Source organism: Paenacidovorax caeni (assembly GCF_001298675.1).
GTDB classification, from domain to species: domain Bacteria; phylum Pseudomonadota; class Gammaproteobacteria; order Burkholderiales; family Burkholderiaceae_C; genus Paenacidovorax; species Paenacidovorax caeni.
This window is the reverse complement of the sequence record NZ_CYIG01000010.1, coordinates 1-16,861: the sequence shown is the minus strand read 5'-3', so window position 1 is coordinate 16,861 and position 16,861 is coordinate 1. Positions and strand designations below refer to the sequence as shown.

Genomic DNA, 16,861 nt, shown 5'->3' with positions numbered 1-16,861 from the left:
CGAAACCTTGCAGCATACTGCCGATCCCGCCCTCATGCCAGAGCCCCTGGCGGCGGCTCAACCGGCTTTGCGCATGCGCAGCAGTTCGTCCACGATCAGGCAGACCGCGCCCACGGTGATGGCGCTGTCGGCCAGGTTGAAGGCAGGAAAGTGCCGCCCGCCCAGGTGAAAGTCGAGGAAATCCACCACGTAGCCGTGCTGCAGCCGGTCCACCACGTTGCCGATGGCGCCGCCCAGGATGCTGGAGAGCGAGAAGGCGAAAAGCCGCTGCCCGGGGTGCTGGCGCAGCTGCCAGACGATGAAGAGTGCTGCTACCAGGCCGAACGCCGTGAAGCCCCAACGCTGCCAGCCCCCGGCATCGGCCAGAAACGAGAAGGCAGCGCCCGTGTTGTGCGCCCGCACGATGTTGAAAAACCCGGTGACGGGGGTGGCGTCGCCCAGTTGGTAGGCGCCGAGGATCAGCGTCTTGGTGAACTGGTCTGCGATGAAAAGCACCAGCGCCCAGACCAGCCAGGGCCACAGGCTGCCAGTGCCACCAGGGGGCGTGCGCACCGTCATGCGTGTGCGCGGCTTTCGCCGCTGCCATACAGGTTGCTGGTGCAGCGCCCGCACAGGGTGGGGTGCTGCGCGTCGTGGCCCACGTCGGCGCGGTAGTGCCAGCAGCGCTCACATTTCGCATCCGAACGGGTTCTAACGCCGACCTGGAGCGCGCTACCAGCTACCAATTCAATAGCGGAAACGATAAATACGAACTTCAGATCGTCACCCAGGCTGGCGAGCAGCGCGTGGTCCTCGGGGGGGGCGGACAGGGTGATATCGGCCTGCAGCGATGCGCCAATGCCACCCGAGGCGCGCACAGCCTCGATTTCCTTGTTCACCACGTCGCGGATGGCACGAATGCGCTGCCACTTGGCCAGCAGCCCCTCGTCGGCATGGGCGATGGTGCCGTAGGTTTCGGTGAAGATCGACGCCGAGCTGCCGAACACCTTCCAGGCTTCCTCGGCTGTGAACGACAGGAAGGGCGCCATCCAGCGCAGCATGGCGTGCGTGATCTGGTGCAGCGCGGTTTGCGCGCTGCGCCGCGCCAGGCTGCGCGGCGCGGTGGTGTAGAGGCGATCCTTGAGCACGTCGAGGTAGAAACCGCCCAGGTCTTCCGAGCAGAACAGCTGCAGCTTGGCCACCACGGGGTGGAATTCGTACACTTTGTAGTGCGCCAGGAGTTCTTCCTGGAACTGCGCCGCACGTGTCAGCGCCCAGCGGTCGATCTCCAGCATCTCGCCGAACGGCACGGCGTCGCGGGCCGGGTCGAAGTCGCTCACATTGGCGAGCAGGAAGCGCAGCGTGTTGCGGATGCGGCGGTAGGCGTCCACCACACGCGCCAGGATCTTGTCGTCGATGGCCAAGTCGCCCGAGTAGTCGGTGGCCGCCACCCACAGGCGGATGATTTCAGCGCCCAGCTTGCCGCTGACTTCCTGCGGCGAGACGGTGTTGCCCAGGGACTTGCTCATCTTCTTGCCCTGGCCGTCCACGGTGAAACCGTGGGTCAGCAGGCCGCGGTAGGGCGCGCGCCCGAAGATGGCACTGGCCAGCAGCAGCGAGCTGTGGAACCAGCCGCGGTGCTGGTCGTGGCCTTCCAGGTACAGGTCGGCCTCGGGGCCTTCGTCGTGGTGCATGCCGGCGTGTGTGCCGCGCAGCACATGCCAGAAGGTGGAGCCGGAGTCGAACCACACTTCCAGAATATCCGTGCTCTTGGTGTAGTGCGCGGCCTCTTCGGCGCCCAGGATATCAGCGGCACTTACGCGGCTCCAGGCCTCGATGCCGCCCTGCTCGACGATGGACGCAGCCTGGTCAATGATCTCCATGGTGCGTGGGTGCAGCGCGCCGGTGTCCACATGCAGGAAGAAGGGCAGGGGCACGCCCCACGAGCGTTGGCGCGAGATGCACCAGTCGGGCCGCCCGGCGATCATGTCGCGCAGGCGGGCCTTGCCGTTCTCGGGGTAGAAGCGGGTGTGCTCGATGGCTTCTAGGGCAATCTGGCGCAGCGTTTTGGCGGGCTTTTGCGCCGGGTCGGTGAACACGCCCTCGCCCTCGTCCATGCGCACGAACCATTGCGCTGCGGCGCGGTAGATCACCGGGCTCTTGTGGCGCCAGCAGTGTGGGTAGCTGTGGCTGATGGTGGTGGTGTCGAGCAGGCGCCCGGCGACCTTCAGCGCGTCCAGGATGACTGGCACGGCCTTCCAGATGTGCTGGCCGCCGAACAGCGGCAGCTCGGGTGCGTACACACCGTTGCCCTGCACCGGATTCAGGATGTCCTGGTAGTCCATGCCATTGGCGACGCAGCTGTTGAAGTCGTCCACGCCGTAGGCCGGGGCCGAGTGCACGATACCCGTGCCGTCGTCGGCCGTGGCGTAGTCCGCGAGGTAGACCGGCGAGACGCGGTCGTAGCCCTTGTCCATGGCGCCGAGGGGGTGCTGGAAGGGTATGTGGTCGAGCTTTTCGCCCAGCGCGGTGGCGAGCACCTTGCCTTCGAGTTGCCAGCGTGTCAGGCATTTCTCGACCAGGGCTGAAGCCACGATCAGCAGGCCGCGCGGTGTATCCACCAGGCTGTATTCGAGTTCGGGGTTGACGTTGAGCGCCTGGTTGGCCGGAATCGTCCAGGCCGTGGTGGTCCAGATGACGATGAAGGCGTCCTTGTCCAGCCGCTCCAGGCCGAAGGCCGCGGCCAGCCGCGCCGGGTCGGCGGCGGGGAACATCACGTCCAGCGTCTGGCTTTGTTTGTCCTGGTACTCGATCTCGAACTCGGCCAGCGACGAAGCGCAATCGAAGCACCAGTACACCGGCTTCAAGCCGCGGTACACGAAGCCGCGTTCCATCACTTTCTTGAGTGCACGCAACTGGCCCGCCTCGCTGGCGAAGTTCATGGTCTTGTACGGGTTGTCCCACTCGCCGAGCACGCCCAGGCGCTGGAAGTCCACCAGCTGCTGCGCGATCTGCTCGGTGGCGAAGGCGCGGCCCCGAGCCTGCATTTCGTCACGCGGCAGGTTGCGGCCGTGCTTTTTTTCGATGGCGTTCTCGATCGGCAGGCCGTGGCAGTCCCAGCCCGGGGTGTACAGCGCGTCAAACCCTTCGAGCTGGCGCGCCTTGACGATCATGTCCTTGAGGATCTTGTTGACCGCATGGCCGATGTGGATCTGGCCGTTGGCATACGGCGGGCCGTCGTGCAGGATGAACTTGGGTGCGCCGCGCCGCGCGTCGCGCAGTTGCTTGTAAACGCCTTGGTCGTTCCACTCCTTGATCCAGCCCGGTTCGCGCTTGGGCAGGTCGCCGCGCATCGGGAATGGGGTGTCGGGCATGTTGAGCGTGGCGCGGTAGGCGCTCGCGGGGGCGTTCTTGGGGCTGGATTCGGACATGGGGAAACCTTCAAAGGGGACGCCCGGGCGATCGGGCCCGAGCCGAGGCTGCATGCGCTTGCGCAGGGAATGGCAAAAGGGGCGAAGCCTGCCCCGTCAAATTCGGTCGCGCGTGGTCTGGCGGCGGGTATCGGTGTAGCTGGGGGCGTGGTGCGTGGCGAACCAGGTGCGCGCGTTCTCGCAGTCCTGGGCGATGCCTTGGGTGAGCGCCGCGAGGCTGTCGTATTTCAGCTCGTCGTGCAGTTTGTGCAGCAGTTCCACGCGAATGATTTTACCGTAGCCCCCCTGGGGGCCCAGGTGGGCCGGCCAGTCGAGGCAGTGCGTCTCCAGCAGCACGCGGCCGCCGTTGGCATCTTCGGGGTCGAGCGAGGGGCGTACCCCCAGGTTGGCCACGCCGCGCAGCGGGGTGTCAGCCAGGCCATGCACCAGCACGGCGAAGATGCCGCTGGCCGCGCTTTTCCAGTGGGCAAAGCGCAGGTTCAACGTGCGAAAACCATCGCCCGCGCCTGGACGCGACTCAGCCAACTGGCGGCCCAGCTTGCGTCCATGTACCACGTGGCCACTGATGCTGTAGGGCCGGCCCAACAGCCGCGCGGCGGCTTGCATGTCGCCGCGCTCCAGCGCGTCGCGCACCGCCGTGCTGGACACGCGCAGGCCGTGCACCTCGTAGCTGTTCATGCGCGCGACGTCGAAGCCCTGGGCCTGGCCCGCAGCGTCGAGCAGCGCATAGCCGCCCGCCCGCTGCGCGCCGAAACGGAAGTCATCGCCCACCAGCACATAGCGCGCGCCCAGGCCGCGCAGCACCACGTCGTCGATGAAGGACTGTGCGCTCAGTCCCCCGAAAGCTGCGTTGAACGGCTGTACCACCACCTGCTGTACGCCGCAGCGCTCCAGCTCGGCCAGCTTGTCGCGCAGCGTGCCAATGCGCGCAGGCGCCAGCGCGGGGCGCTTGTGTATTTGCGCGAAATAGTCACGCGGGTGCGGCTCGAACGTCAGCACGCAGCTGGGCACGCCGCGCAGGGAGGCTTCGTTGTTGAGCAGTGCCAACATGGCCTGGTGGCCGCGGTGGACGCCATCGAAATTGCCGATGGTCAGCGCGCAGGCGCTGGCCAGGCCCGGCCGGTGAAAGCCACGGAAAATCTTCATGCTTTTATTTTGATAGCAGCTAGCGCAGTTCCAACAAGCGCAAGACGCCAATTTGTCATGGAATCAGAGTATATTGCGCAAGGCATATTCCATTCCCAGTACCCTTGCAGGAGGCGTGTGGTGAAGGTCTTGAAGCTGTCGGCCCAGGGGCTGCCCCAATCATGGATTTCGCTGGAACAGGCGGTGTTGCACTACGCCGCAGATGAAGTGCGCAGGGAGTCCGGCGGACAGATCGCGCTGTTTCGTGGCGGCCACAACGCATGCACCGGCATGCAGTCGCAGATCGCGGTCAACAGCATCATCGGCACCAAGGGCGTGCCAGCCATCAATCCTTTCGAGCTGCGGCCGGCGCTCACCAACAGCAAGCTGTTCGTGCGCGACCGCAACATGTGCGCTTACTGCGGAGGCCACTTTCACGAAAGCGAATTGACTCGGGAGCACATCATTCCCCAGGCGCGCAAGGGCGCGGATCACTGGATGAACGTGGTCACCGCCTGCAGGCCCTGCAACCACCGCAAGGGGCCGCGCACGCCAGAGCAAGCGCACATGCCCTTGCTTTATGCACCCTACGTGCCCAGCCTGTGGGAGGATTTCATTCTGCGCAATCGGCGCATCCTGGCGGATCAGATGGAGTTCCTGAAGGCGCATGTGCCCAGGTCGTCGCGGCTGCTCAACTGACGCTACCGCCGCAACGAAAAAACGCGGCCGTGGCCGCGTTTGGAGGGTAGGGTGTAAAGAGGGTCAGGCCGCAGCCTTGCGTGCCATCACCAGGAAGCCTTGCACAGGCTGGCCCGCTTCTTGGCGTATCACCACGTCTTCGATCTGTACGCTCTCGAACCCCGCCTGCTTGCACAGCTGCTGTACGTGGCTGCGTTTGTGGGCATAGCGGCCGTTGTCTTGTAGGAGCAGATCGGGCCCTTCTTCCGGTGCGGCTTCGCAGGAAAAATAGAAATCGCCAGCGGGCAGCAGGATGCGGTGGGCATTGGGAATAGCGTCGGAAATATCGCCCACGTAGACGAACACATCCAATGCGGTGATGACTTCGTAGGTCGATGCAGGTGTTTCACGCAATGCGTCGAGCAGGTTGACCGTGTGGAAACGGTCATACACGTCGTGACGCGCGGCCTGTTCGATCATCTTGGACGATAGTTCCACGCCGATCAGAAAGCCGTCAAGCCGGCCCAAGCAGGCCCCGAGCAGACCTGTGCCACAACCCAAGTCCAGGACATTGAGATTGCGCTCAGGGAATCTCGCAAGAATCTTGTCGGCCACAACGCGAGGGAGACGGTATCCGAGCTCCGTAACCAAGTGCTGGTCAAAACTCTCCGCCATGTTGTCGAACAGCTGGCGGTTCATCTCCAGCGGCTGGTGTGGCGGTGTAACCCCATGGGCTAGAGCGTTGTAGTAGGCGTAGATGGAGTCACCCGGCGCGAGCTCCAGCAGTTTCATCGTGTCCGCGATCGCCTGCCCGGGTTTGCCGATGGCAAGCAGGACCTTGACCCGGCCGAGCAGGGCGTGCTCATCTTTGTCGTTTTGTGCTGCCAGGCTGCTCCATTCTTGCAGCGCTTCCTCGTACCGGCCCAGGTTGTGCAGGTCCTGTGCCAGCAGGCGGCGCAGCTGCACATCGCCGGGAACCAGTTCCAGGCCGCGGCGCAGGTGCTTCAGCGCCATTTCGGCATGGCCTGCGCGGTGGGCAATGTCCACTACACCGGCGAGTACCCTCAAGTTCTTCGGCTCCAGCGCGGCCACTTTTTCGGCCGTTTCCACCGCCTCTGGGAACTGGTTCTGGCGTGCCAGCAGCAGCGCCAGCTCCAGCAGCCCGGGGCCCCAGCCAGGCGCCATGGCGACGCACTTGCGCAGTGCCTCGAAGGCGCCCTTGATGTTGCCCGACTTCTCCGCCATCAGGCCTGCCAGCATGAAGATGCGTGCGTCACCGGGCAGGATGCGCTGCGCCTGGTTCAGCGTCTGCGCGGCTTCGCGCAAGGCGCCCTGTGCGATTTGGGTGCGGGCGGTTTCGAGATATTTGCGGATGGGGTCGGCGTGGACGGCGGTGGCGCTCATGGACGGCTAGAGGGGAAGAAGGAGCAAACCGGGCATTATGCGGGATTCACCGTACCACCATCGCAGTTGTCGTTGGCGTCGCGCAGCGGCGGCAACACCAGCGTGAAGCAAGTGACCCCGTCCGGGCGTTGAATCCACCCGCACGTCGCCGCAGTGCAGCTGTGCCACGCGGCGCGCCACCCACAGGCCCAGGCCAAAGCCCAGCGTCTGGTCTGAGCGGCGGCCACGCTCGAAGCGCTCGAAGATGTGTTGCACCTCCTCGGGCGCGAGGCCAGGTCCCTCATCGGCTACGTGTCGGAGTGGGGCCTGATCGTCTTGTCAGCCCTGATGGGGCTGTTCATGGTGGGCATGCGCCGCCGCATGCGCTAATAAGCCTGAAAGCGCTACGCAAGCCTTGCAACATGGCTTGCCAATGACAAGAGCCCGTGATGCAGTTATGCATCACGGGCTTTTCTTATGGCTCTGTCACCTGTTTGTGTTGGTGAAAACGTGGCGTTTCCCGCAACGCCAGGCGCGGTGTGGGCTTTGGCCCTCTTGCCGCAACCCTCTTCGTCGAGGGGAACAACACGATTAGGTGACAGAGCCTTTTTTATTGCTGCCGGGCCGCCCCAACGCCATAACGTCACCTTTGGGAGCTGCGGTCACTCGCAGTGGGCAAGTGCCGGGGGAATTCACGCCCGAGGCGTTCAGGTAGGCGGGCGAGTCATATCAGTTTTCATGGTGCTGGGCACGACCATCGGCCTGTGAAACTGGCGAGGCCCAAGCGCAGGCAGCCGCGCAAGGGCTGTCCCGCAGTGAGGGCATCGTCCCCCTGCCTGCAACGCGCAGACTTGCGCGAGCCGGAGAGGCGCTTCGCCTCAGCGCCGCCCACCCAGCAGGCTGGCGCCGAGCTGGAGCAGGTCGCCCGCGTCGAACTTGCCGTCGCCGTTCTGGTCTAGCAGGCTGCCCAGCAGCCCACCGCCCAGGCCGCCCTGCTGCCGCGCATGCTCCTGTCCCCGCGTCTGGCCCAGGGCGGAGGCGTCCATGTTTCCCGCCTTCGCGCGGTTGGCCAGATAGGCCATGACCATGGGGGCGAGCATCGCCAGCAACTGGCCCGCCCTGCTGCCCAGGCCTGTGGCTTGGCCCAGCTGGTTTTCGGCCTGCTGGCGGTTGCCGCCCAAGATCTGCCCCAGGATGGCCGCGCCATCACCCAGGCCGCCGCCAGCGCCCCGGCCTGGCGCAGCGCCTGCGCCGCCCAGTACGGCGCCGAGCAGATCGCCCAGTCCGCCCAGCCCTTGCGGCGTGGCCTGGCCATGGTCGCGTTCCAAGGCGTTGAACAGCGCCGCTGCGTCTTGCGGCTGGGTGGCGTTTTGGCCCAGCGCGCCCAGTAGCAGCGGCAGAGCGGCGCCAACGGCGGACTCAATTTGCTGGCTACTGGCGCCCAGCTGCTGTGCTATCTGCTGCATGGGTGCGCCCTGGAGCTGTGCCAACAGATCATCTGCCATGGATTGCGGTGCGGTCATCGGCGTGTCCTTTTGCGGCGGCGCGCCAACGTGCAGGGGCCCCGTGCCCCTCCGTCGCGCCAGAGGGAAGCAGTATGCAGGCACAGCCGATGAGACCGGCCTGGACGTGGAGGGCGGTTGATAGTTCTTCACATTGCCAAAAAAAAGCCCCGCAGGCACTGAACCTGCAGGGCTTTTTCAGGCAGAAGGCGGGGGGCTTGCCTCAGGCGAACACCCCCGCCGTGTCTTGCATGCGTGCCGACACCTCGCCCAAGTGGTGCAGTGTGTCGCCCCAGGTCATTTCCAGCTGGGTGAGTGTCTTGAAGTAGTGGCTGCCGATGTACTCGTCGGTCACACCGATGCCGCCGTGCATTTGCACCGACTGCTGGCCGACAAAGCGCATGGACTGGCCCAGTTGCACCTTGGCCTGTGCCAGTGCGCGGCGGCGTTCTGGCGCGGGGGCGCCGAGCTTGAGGCTGGCGTAGTAGCTCATGGAGCGGGCCAGCTCCAGCTGCATCTTCATATCCGCCGCGCGGTGGCGCAGGGCCTGGAAGCTGGCGATGGGCACGCCAAACTGCTTGCGCTGGTTCAGGTAGTCGAAGGTGAGCGCGGCGGTCTGGTCCATCACGCCGACAGCGTAGGCGCAGGCGCAGGCAATGCCGGTGTCCACGGCCAGCTCCAGCGCGGCCAGGCCATCGGTGGTGAGCAGCGTGGCGGGGGCGTTGTCCAGCACCAGCTCGGCGGCGCGGCTGCCGTCCTGTGTGCCGTAGCCGCGCGGGGTTACGCCGGAGGCGGCACGCTCCACGAGGAACAGGGCGATACGGCCGTCCAGCTGGGCCGGCACGATGAAGGCATCGACCTGGTCGCCAGCGGGTACTATGCTTTTGGTAGCTGTCAGCGCATGCCCTGTGGGCGTTTTTGCCGCTTTCGCCTCGCAAACGTCAAGGCGGTAGCGTGCCTTGCGCTCCTGGTGCGCGAGCACCACCAGCGCCTCGCCGCTGGCGATGCGTGGCAGCCACGCGGCCTGTACCGCCTCTGGGGCATGGTGCGACAGCACGCTGGTGGCGACAAAGGTCTGCGCCAGTGGCTCCAGCACGATGCCGCGGCCCAGTTCCTCCATGGCCACCATGGCGTCGATGGCACCCTGGCCCAGGCCGCCGTGGGCTTCGGGCACGGTGAGGGCGGTCAGGCCCAGCTCGGCCAGTTCGCCGTAGGCGGCGCGGTCAAAGCCGCCAGCGGCGACGATGGCGCGGCGGCGCTCGAAGCTGTAGCCTTTGTCCACCCACTTGCGCATGGCATCGCGCAGGGACTGCTGGTCGTCGGAAAAATCGAAGTCCATGTTCTTGTCTCCTTAGCCAAGCACCGTCTGCGCGACGATGTTGCGTTGCACCTCGTTGGAGCCGCCGTAGATGGTGGTCTTGCGCAGGTTGAAGTAGGTCGAAGCGAGCGGCGCGTTACCGGCCTCGCCGCCGGGAAAGTCGCCTTGCCAGCCGGCTTCCATGGCTTCTTCGATGAAGGGCAGGGCGAACGGGCCAGCGGCCAGCATCATCAGCTCGGCGTAGCGTTGCTGGATCTCGCTGCCCTTGATCTTGAGCAGGCCGGCGATGTCGAGCGAGTTCTTGCCGCTCTTCTCGTTCGACAGCACGCGCAGCACCATCATCTCCAGTGCCACCACGTCCACTTCGAGCAGGGCGATCTGGTCGCGAAAGCGCGCGTCGTCCCACAAGCCCTCGGCCTTGGCGATGCGCTTCAGGCGCTCCAGCTCACGCTTGCTGCGGTTTACGTCGGCGATGTTGGTGCGTTCGTGGCTCAGCAGGTGCTTGGCGTAGGTCCAGCCCTTGTTTTCCTCGCCGATGAGGTTCTCTGCAGGCACCTCGACGTTGTCGAAGAACACTTCGTTGACTTCGCACTCCCCGTCGAGCAGCTTGATCGGGCGCACCGTCACGCCGGGGCTCTTCATGTCCAGCAGCAGGAAGGAGATGCCGGTCTGCGGCTTGCCCTCGTTGCTGGTGCGCACCAGGTTGAACATCCAGTCGCCGTACTGGCCCAGCGTGGTCCAGGTCTTCTGGCCGTTGACGATGTACTTGTCGCCCGCGCGCTCGGCGCGGGTCTTGACGCTGGCCAGGTCCGAGCCCGATCCGGGTTCGCTGTAGCCCTGGCTCCACCACACCTCGCCGCTGGCGATGCCGGGCAGGAAGCGCTGCTGCTGCTCCGGTGTGCCGTAGGCCATGATGACGGGCGCCACCATCACCGGGCCAAAGGGGATGATGCGCGGGGCGCCGGCGAGTGCGCATTCTTCCTCGAACAGGTGCTTTTGCACGGCGGTCCAGCCCGGGCCGCCGAACTGCTTGGGCCAGCCAAAAGCCAGCCAGCCCTTCTTGCCGAGAATCTTGGCCCAGCCCTGCATGTCCTCGCGCGTCAGGCGCAGGGCGTTATGGACTTTGTGGGAAATGTGCGCGGGCAAATTGGCGCGCACCCAGGTGCGTACCTCTTCGCGGAACGCCTGCTCTTCGGGGGTGAATGCGAGATCCATGCGGTTGTCTCCTTTGAGGCGTTATTTGTAGCACGGTCGTTCGTTTTATTCCTGTCCGGGTGGCGACATGGGCGCACCAATGCCAGATTCCGTACCCGGCTCCACGCCCAGCTCGGCGCACAGGCGGCGCACCGTGGCCTGCAGGGCCGCCACCTCTGCCTCCAGCGCTTCCACGCGTGCCTGCAGGGGGCCGCTGGCCGGGGCGCCGCCAGGGCTGGCGGCGGCCTGCAGCGCCTCCACGTCCACCGGGCCGCACAGCAGGTGGGCCCAGCGCGGCTCGCGTGCGCCGGGCGCGCGTGGCAGCAGCACCACGAGCGGCCCACCTTTCTCGTCGCTGCGCTCCTGCAACTCGGTGAGGAAGGCCTCCACCGAGGAAATGTCGGCGAAGCGGTGCCAGCGTTCGGCGTTGATGCGCAGCTCGCCCGCGGTTTGGGGGCCACGCAGCATCAGCAGGCCCAGTAGCACGGCCGACTGGTCGGGAACGCCCACGCCTCGCGGAAAGTTGTGCTCCCAGCGCGTGGCGCGCTGGCTGCTGATCTCCACCGCCAGGGCCATGCGGCGCAGCCCTTCCAGCGCTTCCTGGGCTTCGCTTTCAGTAACTTGCATCACCGGATCGCGGCTGGTTTTCTGGTTGCAGCCGGTCACCAGGGCGTTGAGTGTGAGCGGGTAGCTGTCGGGCACGGTGCGCGCCTTTTCGAGCAGGGTGGCAAGCACGCGGGCCTGCACGGGGGTGAGGGGCTGTTGGCGGGGATCGAAGGGCATGGCGGGGATAATTGAGGCAAATGAAGAACATCGTGATTTTGATCTCCGGCGGCGGCTCCAACATGGCTGCCATCGTGCGTACCGCGCAGCAGCAGGACTGGGCGCGCACCCTGGGCGCCCGCGTGGCGGCCGTGGTAAGCAACAAGGCCGACGCCAAGGGGCTCGCGTTTGCACGCGAGCAGGGCATTGCCACCGAAGTGCTGGACCACAAGGCCTTCGACAGCCGCGAAGCCTTCGATGCCGCGCTGGCCGAGGTGATTGACCGCTACGACCCCGCCGTGGTGGTGCTGGCCGGGTTCATGCGCATCCTCACGCCGGGGTTCGTCGCGCGCTATGCGGGGCGGCTGGTCAACATTCATCCGTCGCTGCTGCCGGCGTTCACCGGGCTGCATACGCACCAGCGCGCGCTGGAGGCCGGCTGCAAGTTCGCCGGCTGCACCGTGCATTTGGTGACGGCGGAGCTGGACGTGGGCCCCATCCTGGAGCAAGCCGTGGTGCCGGTGCTCGAAGGCGACACGGCCGACACCCTGGCCGCGCGCGTACTCACGCAGGAGCATGTGATCTATCCGCGCGCCGTGGTCGGGCTGCTGCAAAAACAATAGCTTCCAGCGCTTGCTGGGCAAGCGCTGGAAGCTATTTTCCCTATCAATCCTGCAGGCCTCAGAAGGTGTGAATGAATCCGGCGTGTCCGAGCAGGCCGTACAAACGTGCGCCATCAAGGCGCAAAGCGCAGCCATAGCGCGGGCTATTGAAGTGCATTTGCAACGCCGAGGGCGTGCGTTTTTGCGGGATGAGCGGGCATGGAGGATTCGTTCACACCTTCTTAAACTTGCGCGCTCACGCTGCTGGCCGTGGTGCTGGCCGCGCTGCCGGAGGCGGCGATCGCCTCGTACTCGCGCTTGGCCTGTTCGGCCAGTTGCACCAGGTTCAGCGTCGCGCCCTGTTCCTGCTGCGTGCCGGTGCCGGCCTGGGTGGCTGCAGCGGTCAGCTGGTCGATGAAGGTCTGCGCCTCGGTGCTGCTCAGCTTCTGGTCGCCATCGGTGTCGATGGCGGAGAACAGAGCCTGCGCCGCCTCCTGCGCGCTGCTGCTGCCGGCCAGGCGCTCGGCCAGCGAGACGGTGCCGTCCTCGTTGGTGTCGAGCGGATCGTAGGTGGTGCTGCTGGACTGCGCGCCACCCGCGCCGCCCGGACCGCCGGGCCCACCCGGGCCACCGGGCGGCGGCGGGGGCATACCCCCGCCCGCCGTGCCAGATGCCTGCTCCGACGGACGCCCCGCGTCGAATTCGGCCTGCGAGAGCTGGCCATCGCCGTCCGTGTCGAGCTTGGCGAACAGTTCATCGCTGCTGGTGCCCGTCTTGCTGGCCGTGCCGCCGGACATCTTTTCCAGCAGGCCCTGCACTTCGTCCTGGCTCACGCTGCCGTCGCCATCGCTGTCCACCTTGCCGAACAGGTCGTCGCCGGCCATGCCGCGCGACTGGGCGAACTCCACCGTGGTGGGCGGGGGCGGCAGCAGGTTCTTCATCGCGCTGCCCAGCTCCTCGCCGTTCAGGCTGCCGTCGCCGTCGGCGTCGTACTGCGCCAGCATGTCCTTGGCGCTGGTGTCCAGGCCCATGCCGGTCTTTTGCGCCACGTCGTCGATCAAGGACTGTAACTCCGTGCCGTCCACGCCGCCGCTCTGGTCGGTGTCCAGCTTGGAGAGCAGTTTTTCAGGGGTGCGCTGGCCCGCGCTGCGCTGCAGGCTGGCGCTCGACCAAGCGCTGCCAACGCTACTGATGCTCGTCATGGTGGGTTCCTTTCGTTCAGGGCCAGGACGAGCAGCCCCGGCCTGGAACCCATTCTTGAAGGAGCGCGTAAACCGGTGTTGTCCTGTTTGTACCGGGGCTGGTACAAAAGCGCGTCCGAGGTGCCGAACTGGCGGGCAAAGGCCGCGCATATCGCCGCTTGCCGTGGCGGGCGCGCTTCCTACACTGGCGCGCCCCCGGCCACATTCCACGCGCATGTCCCACATCTTGGTCGTCGACGACGACGAAGACATCACCACGCTGCTGACCCAGTACCTCGCCCGCTTCGGCTTCACCGCCCACGCGGCGGGCGATGGCCCGGCGCTGCGCGCACAACTGGCGGCGCACCCCATCGACCTCATCGTGCTCGACATCATGCTGCCGGGCACCGACGGCCTGACGCTGGCGCGCGAGCTGCGCCAGCGCACGCAGGTGCCCATCATCATGCTCACCGCGCGTGCCAACCCCTACGACTGCGTGCTCGGCCTGGAGATGGGGGCCGACGACTACATGGCCAAGCCGTTCGAGCCGCGCGAGCTGGTGGCGCGCATCCAGAGCGTGCTGCGCCGCCTGGGCACGCGCGCCGCGCCGCCGCCCGGCGTGGTGCGCTTCGACGGCTGGGCGCTGCACCGGCTGGAGCGCCATCTGGTGTCGCCGCGCGGCGTGGTGGTGCCGCTGTCGAACGCCGAGTTTCGCCTGCTCTGGACCTTCCTGGGCATGCCCCGGCGCGTGTGCAGCCGCGACCAGCTCATGGAACAGGCACGCGGCCGGGCCATGGATGCGCTCGAGCGCAGCATCGACCTGCTGGTCTCGCGCCTGCGCCACAAGCTCAGCGACGACCCGCGCGATCCGTCCATCATCAAGACCGTGCGCGGTGCGGGCTACGTCTTCAACGCGCAGGACGTGCAGGGCTACGCCGGAGGCCCGGCGTGAGCGCCCGCGCCGCGCTGGCGCGCGGCCTGCCGGACACGCTGTTCGGCCGCCTGGCGCTGCTGCTGGCCGCGGCCGTGCTGGTGAGCCACGTGCTGGCGCTCACGCTGATGTTCGAGCTGCGCCCGGCGCGCCCCGCGCCGCCGCCCCCGCCCCCCGGCCCGCCGGCGCTGCACGCGGGCCTGCTGCTGGACATCGGCGTGCGCCTGGGCGTGCTGCTGCTGGCCGCCTGGGTGGCCGCGCGCTGGCTGGCCCGGCCCATCGACCGCCTGGCCGCCGCCGCGCGCGAGCTGGGCCGCGACGTCGCCCGCCCGCCGCTGCCCGAGGACGGCACGCGCGAATGCCGCGAGGCCAGCCGCGTCTTCAACCAGATGCAGGCGCGCATCCGCCGCCAGCTGCAGGATCGCGACCGCTTCGTCGCCGCCGTCTCGCACGACCTGCGCACGCCGCTCACGCGCCTGCGCCTGCGCGCCGAGGCCCTGCCAGACGGCGCCGAGCGCGCGCGCTTCGCGCGCGACATCGCCGAGATGGACGCCATGATCGGCGCCACGCTCGACCACCTGCGCGGCGTCGCCGCCGGCGAGCCGATGGCGCCGCTGGACCTGCAGGCCCTGGTGCAGAGCCTGGCCGACGATGAGGCCGACTGCGGCCACGCCGTGCGGGTGGCGGGCCGCGCCGGCCCGCTGCCCGCGCAGGCCGGCGCGCTGCGCCGCTGCATCGCCAACCTGATCGGCAACGCCGTGCGCTACGGCGGCGGCGCCGAGGTCACGCTGGCCGACGACGGCGCGCGCGTGCGCATCGCCGTGCGCGACCACGGCCCCGGCCTGCCCGAGGCCGAGCTGGACCGCGTGTTCGAGCCGTTCTACCGCGCCGAGGGCTCGCGCAACCGCCAGAGCGGCGGCGTGGGCCTGGGGCTGTCCATCGCCCGCGACATCGCCGAGCGCCACGGTGGCAGCCTGCAGCTGCACAACGCCGAGGGCGGCGGCCTGCGCGCCACGCTGGTGCTGCCGCGCGCCAATTCGCTACTGAATGAATAGCTGCTAGCGCTTGATGGGAAAGGGCTAGAGGCTGTTTTCATTCAAATCCTCCAGGGCCGTGAAGCGCGGCTGGCGCACGCCGCCGATCACCACTGTTTCGGTGAACATCGCCGCAGGCCGCACCCACAGGCCGTGCGCGCCGTACAGCGCGCGGTACACCACCAGGGGTTCCAGCGTTTCGCTGTGGCGCGCGATATCCAGCACTTCATACAGGCCGCCCTTGTAATGGCGGTACAGGCCGGCGGGCACGCGGGGCAGGGGCGGGAGGTCGGCGTCGGAAGCCATGGGCGGTTTGGGTAGCATGTGCGGCTGCGGCAAAGGGGGCCGCGCCGCATCCTATGCCACCCCGGGGGGAGTTTCCATGGACCAGGCCGATTTTGTGCACCTGGTGCGCCTGAGCGAACACGCCAGCGCCGAAAACAGCCGCGCCTACCGCCGTGGCGTTGCGGCGTTCGCCGCGCTGGGCTATGCCTGGGTGCTGGGCTGCCTGCTGCTGGCCGGCGCGCTGGTGGCCTGGGCGCTGCCGCAGGTGCTGGCCGGGCGCTTTCGCTTCGCGCTGGTGTGGGTGTTGATCGCGGCGCTGGGCTTGTTGTGGACCAGCCTGCGCGCCCTCTGGGTGCGGCTGGACGCGCCCGAGGGCCTGCAGATCACCGCGCGCGACGCGCCCGCGCTGTTCGAGGCGCTGGAGCGCATCCGCCGCAAGGTCAATGGCCCACCGCTGCACGCCGTCTACCTGGACGGCGACTTCAACGCCAGCATCCGCCAGACGCCGCGCTGGGGCCTGTTCGGCGGCGCGGTGAACACCCTCACCATCGGCCTGTCGCTGCTCATGGCGCTCGACAAGGCGCGCCTGCTGGCCGTGCTGGCGCACGAGTACGGGCACCTGCGCGGCGGCCACGGGCGCTTCGCCGCCTGGATCTACCGCACGCGCCTGTCGTGGCTGCGCCTGCACGACAGCATGCGCGGCGACGCCGGGCCCGTGGCCGCAGCCACCCAGGCGTTCCTGGACTGGTACTTCCCGCGCTTCGCGGCCAAGACCTTCGCGATGGCGCGCCAGGACGAGTACGAGGCCGACCGCATCGCGGGCCGCCTGCTCGGGCGCGAGGCGGCCGTGGCGGCGCTCATCGAGGTCGAGATCAAGGGCGCCTGGCTGCAGGCGCACTTCTGGGCCGGCCACTGGCGCGCGGCGGCGGCGCACGCGCTGCCCGTGGGGCCGTACCAGGCGATGCGCGGCCAGCTCGCGCTCGCGCCCGAGCCGGCCTTCGCGCGCGAGGCACTGCGCCAGGCGCTGGCGCGCCTGAGCGGCGTGGACGACACCCACCCCGGCCTGCGCGACCGCGTCGAGGCCCTGGGCGGCGCGCCCGCGCTGCCCGATTGGTCGCGCCGCGGCGCGCTGGGGCTGCTCGGCGAGGCCGAGCGCTGGATCGCGCACTTCGACCGCGCCTGGTGCAAGGACAACGCCAGCGACTGGAAGCAGCACCACGCCTGGCTTGGCCGCGTGCGGGCGCGGGTGCAGGCCCTGGCCGCCGCGCGCGCCCAGGGCAGCGCCGACGAACTGGTCGAAGAAGCCACGCTGCGCCGCCAGCTCGACCCGCAGGCCCCGGTGCGCCCGCTGTACGAACTCGCCCTGCGGAGCCGCGACGGGCACCTGGGCGCCTTGCGCGGGCTGGTGCAGACGCTGCCCGAGGGCGACCGCGCCGCGCGCCTGCAAGGGCTGCAG

General features: G+C 67.7%; 17 protein-coding genes. 6 read left to right on the top strand and 11 right to left on the bottom strand.

Annotation, left to right across the window (positions count from 1 at the left end):
• Positions 1-57 precede the first annotated feature (57 nt).
• The 3 genes from lspA to BN2503_RS06400 all read right to left on the bottom strand — a co-directional run bounded on the left by lspA (position 58) and on the right by BN2503_RS06400 (position 4,556).
• Positions 58-558, bottom strand: coding sequence for a signal peptidase II (gene lspA, locus BN2503_RS06410; protein WP_054255824.1), 501 nt, complete (start codon positions 556-558; stop codon positions 58-60).
• Positions 555-3,410, bottom strand: a complete 2,856-nt coding sequence (ileS, locus tag BN2503_RS06405; RefSeq protein ID WP_054255823.1) for an isoleucine--tRNA ligase — start codon at positions 3,408-3,410, stop codon at positions 555-557. Before ileS ends, lspA begins: the two co-directional genes overlap by 4 nt.
• Positions 3,411-3,506: 96 nt before the next feature.
• Positions 3,507-4,556, bottom strand: a complete 1,050-nt coding sequence (locus BN2503_RS06400) for a bifunctional riboflavin kinase/FAD synthetase (protein WP_054255822.1) — start codon at positions 4,554-4,556, stop codon at positions 3,507-3,509.
• Between the two features lie 120 nt (positions 4,557-4,676).
• On the opposite strand from BN2503_RS06400, the gene BN2503_RS06395 reads away from it, so the two are divergent.
• Positions 4,677-5,234, top strand: coding sequence for an HNH endonuclease (locus tag BN2503_RS06395; RefSeq protein WP_054255884.1), 558 nt, complete (start codon positions 4,677-4,679; stop codon positions 5,232-5,234).
• A gap of 63 nt (positions 5,235-5,297) precedes the next feature.
• On the opposite strand, the gene BN2503_RS06390 is transcribed toward BN2503_RS06395, so the two are convergent.
• Both BN2503_RS06390 and BN2503_RS20465 read right to left on the bottom strand, forming a co-directional pair.
• On the bottom strand, positions 5,298-6,617 hold the full coding sequence (locus BN2503_RS06390; protein ID WP_054255821.1) for a tetratricopeptide repeat protein: 1,320 nt from the start codon (positions 6,615-6,617) through the stop codon (positions 5,298-5,300).
• A gap of 6 nt (positions 6,618-6,623) precedes the next feature.
• Positions 6,624-6,872 (bottom strand): ATP-binding protein, encoded by a 249-nt coding sequence (locus BN2503_RS20465; RefSeq protein WP_074930165.1) that lies wholly within the window; start codon positions 6,870-6,872, stop codon positions 6,624-6,626.
• On the opposite strand from BN2503_RS20465, the gene BN2503_RS20460 reads away from it, so the two are divergent.
• Entirely contained in the window at positions 6,864-6,986 is a 123-nt protein-coding gene (locus BN2503_RS20460; RefSeq protein ID WP_158447343.1) for an IPTL-CTERM sorting domain-containing protein, read from the top strand. The two genes, BN2503_RS20465 and BN2503_RS20460, sit on opposite strands and share 9 nt — an antisense overlap.
• Positions 6,987-7,474: 488 nt before the next feature.
• On the opposite strand, the gene BN2503_RS06385 is transcribed toward BN2503_RS20460, so the two are convergent.
• From BN2503_RS06385 to BN2503_RS06370, 4 genes are all read right to left on the bottom strand, one after another.
• Positions 7,475-8,119, bottom strand: coding sequence for a DUF937 domain-containing protein (locus BN2503_RS06385; RefSeq protein WP_054255820.1), 645 nt, complete (start codon positions 8,117-8,119; stop codon positions 7,475-7,477).
• A 202-nt stretch (positions 8,120-8,321) separates the two neighbouring features.
• Complete coding sequence (locus tag BN2503_RS06380) at positions 8,322-9,437, bottom strand: acyl-CoA dehydrogenase family protein (protein WP_054255819.1); 1,116 nt, start codon at positions 9,435-9,437, stop codon at positions 8,322-8,324.
• A 12-nt stretch (positions 9,438-9,449) separates the two neighbouring features.
• Positions 9,450-10,631 (bottom strand): acyl-CoA dehydrogenase family protein, encoded by a 1,182-nt coding sequence (locus BN2503_RS06375; protein ID WP_054255818.1) that lies wholly within the window; start codon positions 10,629-10,631, stop codon positions 9,450-9,452.
• Between the two features lie 45 nt (positions 10,632-10,676).
• The gene (locus BN2503_RS06370) at positions 10,677-11,393 is read right to left on the bottom strand and encodes a YceH family protein (RefSeq protein ID WP_054255817.1); all 717 of its coding nucleotides are present in this window, start codon (positions 11,391-11,393) and stop codon (positions 10,677-10,679) included.
• Between the two features lie 20 nt (positions 11,394-11,413).
• Between BN2503_RS06370 and purN the strand changes: the two genes are divergently transcribed.
• Complete coding sequence (gene purN, locus BN2503_RS06365) at positions 11,414-11,995, top strand: phosphoribosylglycinamide formyltransferase (RefSeq protein WP_054255816.1); 582 nt, start codon at positions 11,414-11,416, stop codon at positions 11,993-11,995.
• Between the two features lie 221 nt (positions 11,996-12,216).
• Here purN and xopAW read toward each other — a convergent pair whose 3' ends face one another.
• Positions 12,217-13,176, bottom strand: a complete 960-nt coding sequence (gene xopAW / locus BN2503_RS06360) for a XopAW family type III secretion system calcium-binding effector (RefSeq protein WP_054255815.1) — start codon at positions 13,174-13,176, stop codon at positions 12,217-12,219.
• Positions 13,177-13,390: 214 nt separating this feature from the next.
• Here xopAW and BN2503_RS06355 point away from each other — a divergent pair, with 214 nt between their 5' ends.
• The gene (locus tag BN2503_RS06355) at positions 13,391-14,107 is read left to right on the top strand and encodes a response regulator (protein ID WP_054255814.1); all 717 of its coding nucleotides are present in this window, start codon (positions 13,391-13,393) and stop codon (positions 14,105-14,107) included.
• Entirely contained in the window at positions 14,104-15,141 is a 1,038-nt protein-coding gene (locus BN2503_RS06350; RefSeq protein WP_054255813.1) for an ATP-binding protein, read from the top strand. Before BN2503_RS06355 ends, BN2503_RS06350 begins: the two co-directional genes overlap by 4 nt.
• Positions 15,142-15,165: 24 nt before the next feature.
• Here BN2503_RS06350 and BN2503_RS06345 read toward each other — a convergent pair whose 3' ends face one another.
• Complete coding sequence (locus BN2503_RS06345; protein ID WP_054255812.1) at positions 15,166-15,426, bottom strand: DUF1653 domain-containing protein; 261 nt, start codon at positions 15,424-15,426, stop codon at positions 15,166-15,168.
• 76 nt (positions 15,427-15,502) lie between these two features.
• On the opposite strand from BN2503_RS06345, the gene BN2503_RS06340 reads away from it, so the two are divergent.
• The coding region (locus tag BN2503_RS06340) for a M48 family metallopeptidase (protein WP_054255811.1) at positions 15,503-16,861 on the top strand (1,359 nt) is incomplete at its 3' end.

Excerpts from the sequence above, each read along its gene's own strand:
- lspA (WP_054255824.1), bottom strand. The coding sequence starts at position 558 with ATGACGGTGCGCACGCCCCCTGGTGGCACTGGCAGCCTGTGGCCCTGG.
- ileS (WP_054255823.1), bottom strand. The coding sequence starts at position 3,410 with ATGTCCGAATCCAGCCCCAAGAACGCCCCCGCGAGCGCCTACCGCGCC.
- BN2503_RS06400 (WP_054255822.1), bottom strand. The coding sequence starts at position 4,556 with ATGAAGATTTTCCGTGGCTTTCACCGGCCGGGCCTGGCCAGCGCCTGC.
- BN2503_RS06390 (WP_054255821.1), bottom strand. The coding sequence starts at position 6,617 with ATGAGCGCCACCGCCGTCCACGCCGACCCCATCCGCAAATATCTCGAA.
- BN2503_RS06385 (WP_054255820.1), bottom strand. The coding sequence starts at position 8,119 with ATGACCGCACCGCAATCCATGGCAGATGATCTGTTGGCACAGCTCCAG.
- BN2503_RS06380 (WP_054255819.1), bottom strand. The coding sequence starts at position 9,437 with ATGGACTTCGATTTTTCCGACGACCAGCAGTCCCTGCGCGATGCCATG.
- BN2503_RS06375 (WP_054255818.1), bottom strand. The coding sequence starts at position 10,631 with ATGGATCTCGCATTCACCCCCGAAGAGCAGGCGTTCCGCGAAGAGGTA.
- BN2503_RS06370 (WP_054255817.1), bottom strand. The coding sequence starts at position 11,393 with ATGCCCTTCGATCCCCGCCAACAGCCCCTCACCCCCGTGCAGGCCCGC.
- purN (WP_054255816.1), top strand. The coding sequence starts at position 11,414 with ATGAAGAACATCGTGATTTTGATCTCCGGCGGCGGCTCCAACATGGCT.
- xopAW (WP_054255815.1), bottom strand. The coding sequence starts at position 13,176 with ATGACGAGCATCAGTAGCGTTGGCAGCGCTTGGTCGAGCGCCAGCCTG.
- BN2503_RS06355 (WP_054255814.1), top strand. The coding sequence starts at position 13,391 with ATGTCCCACATCTTGGTCGTCGACGACGACGAAGACATCACCACGCTG.
- BN2503_RS06345 (WP_054255812.1), bottom strand. The coding sequence starts at position 15,426 with ATGGCTTCCGACGCCGACCTCCCGCCCCTGCCCCGCGTGCCCGCCGGC.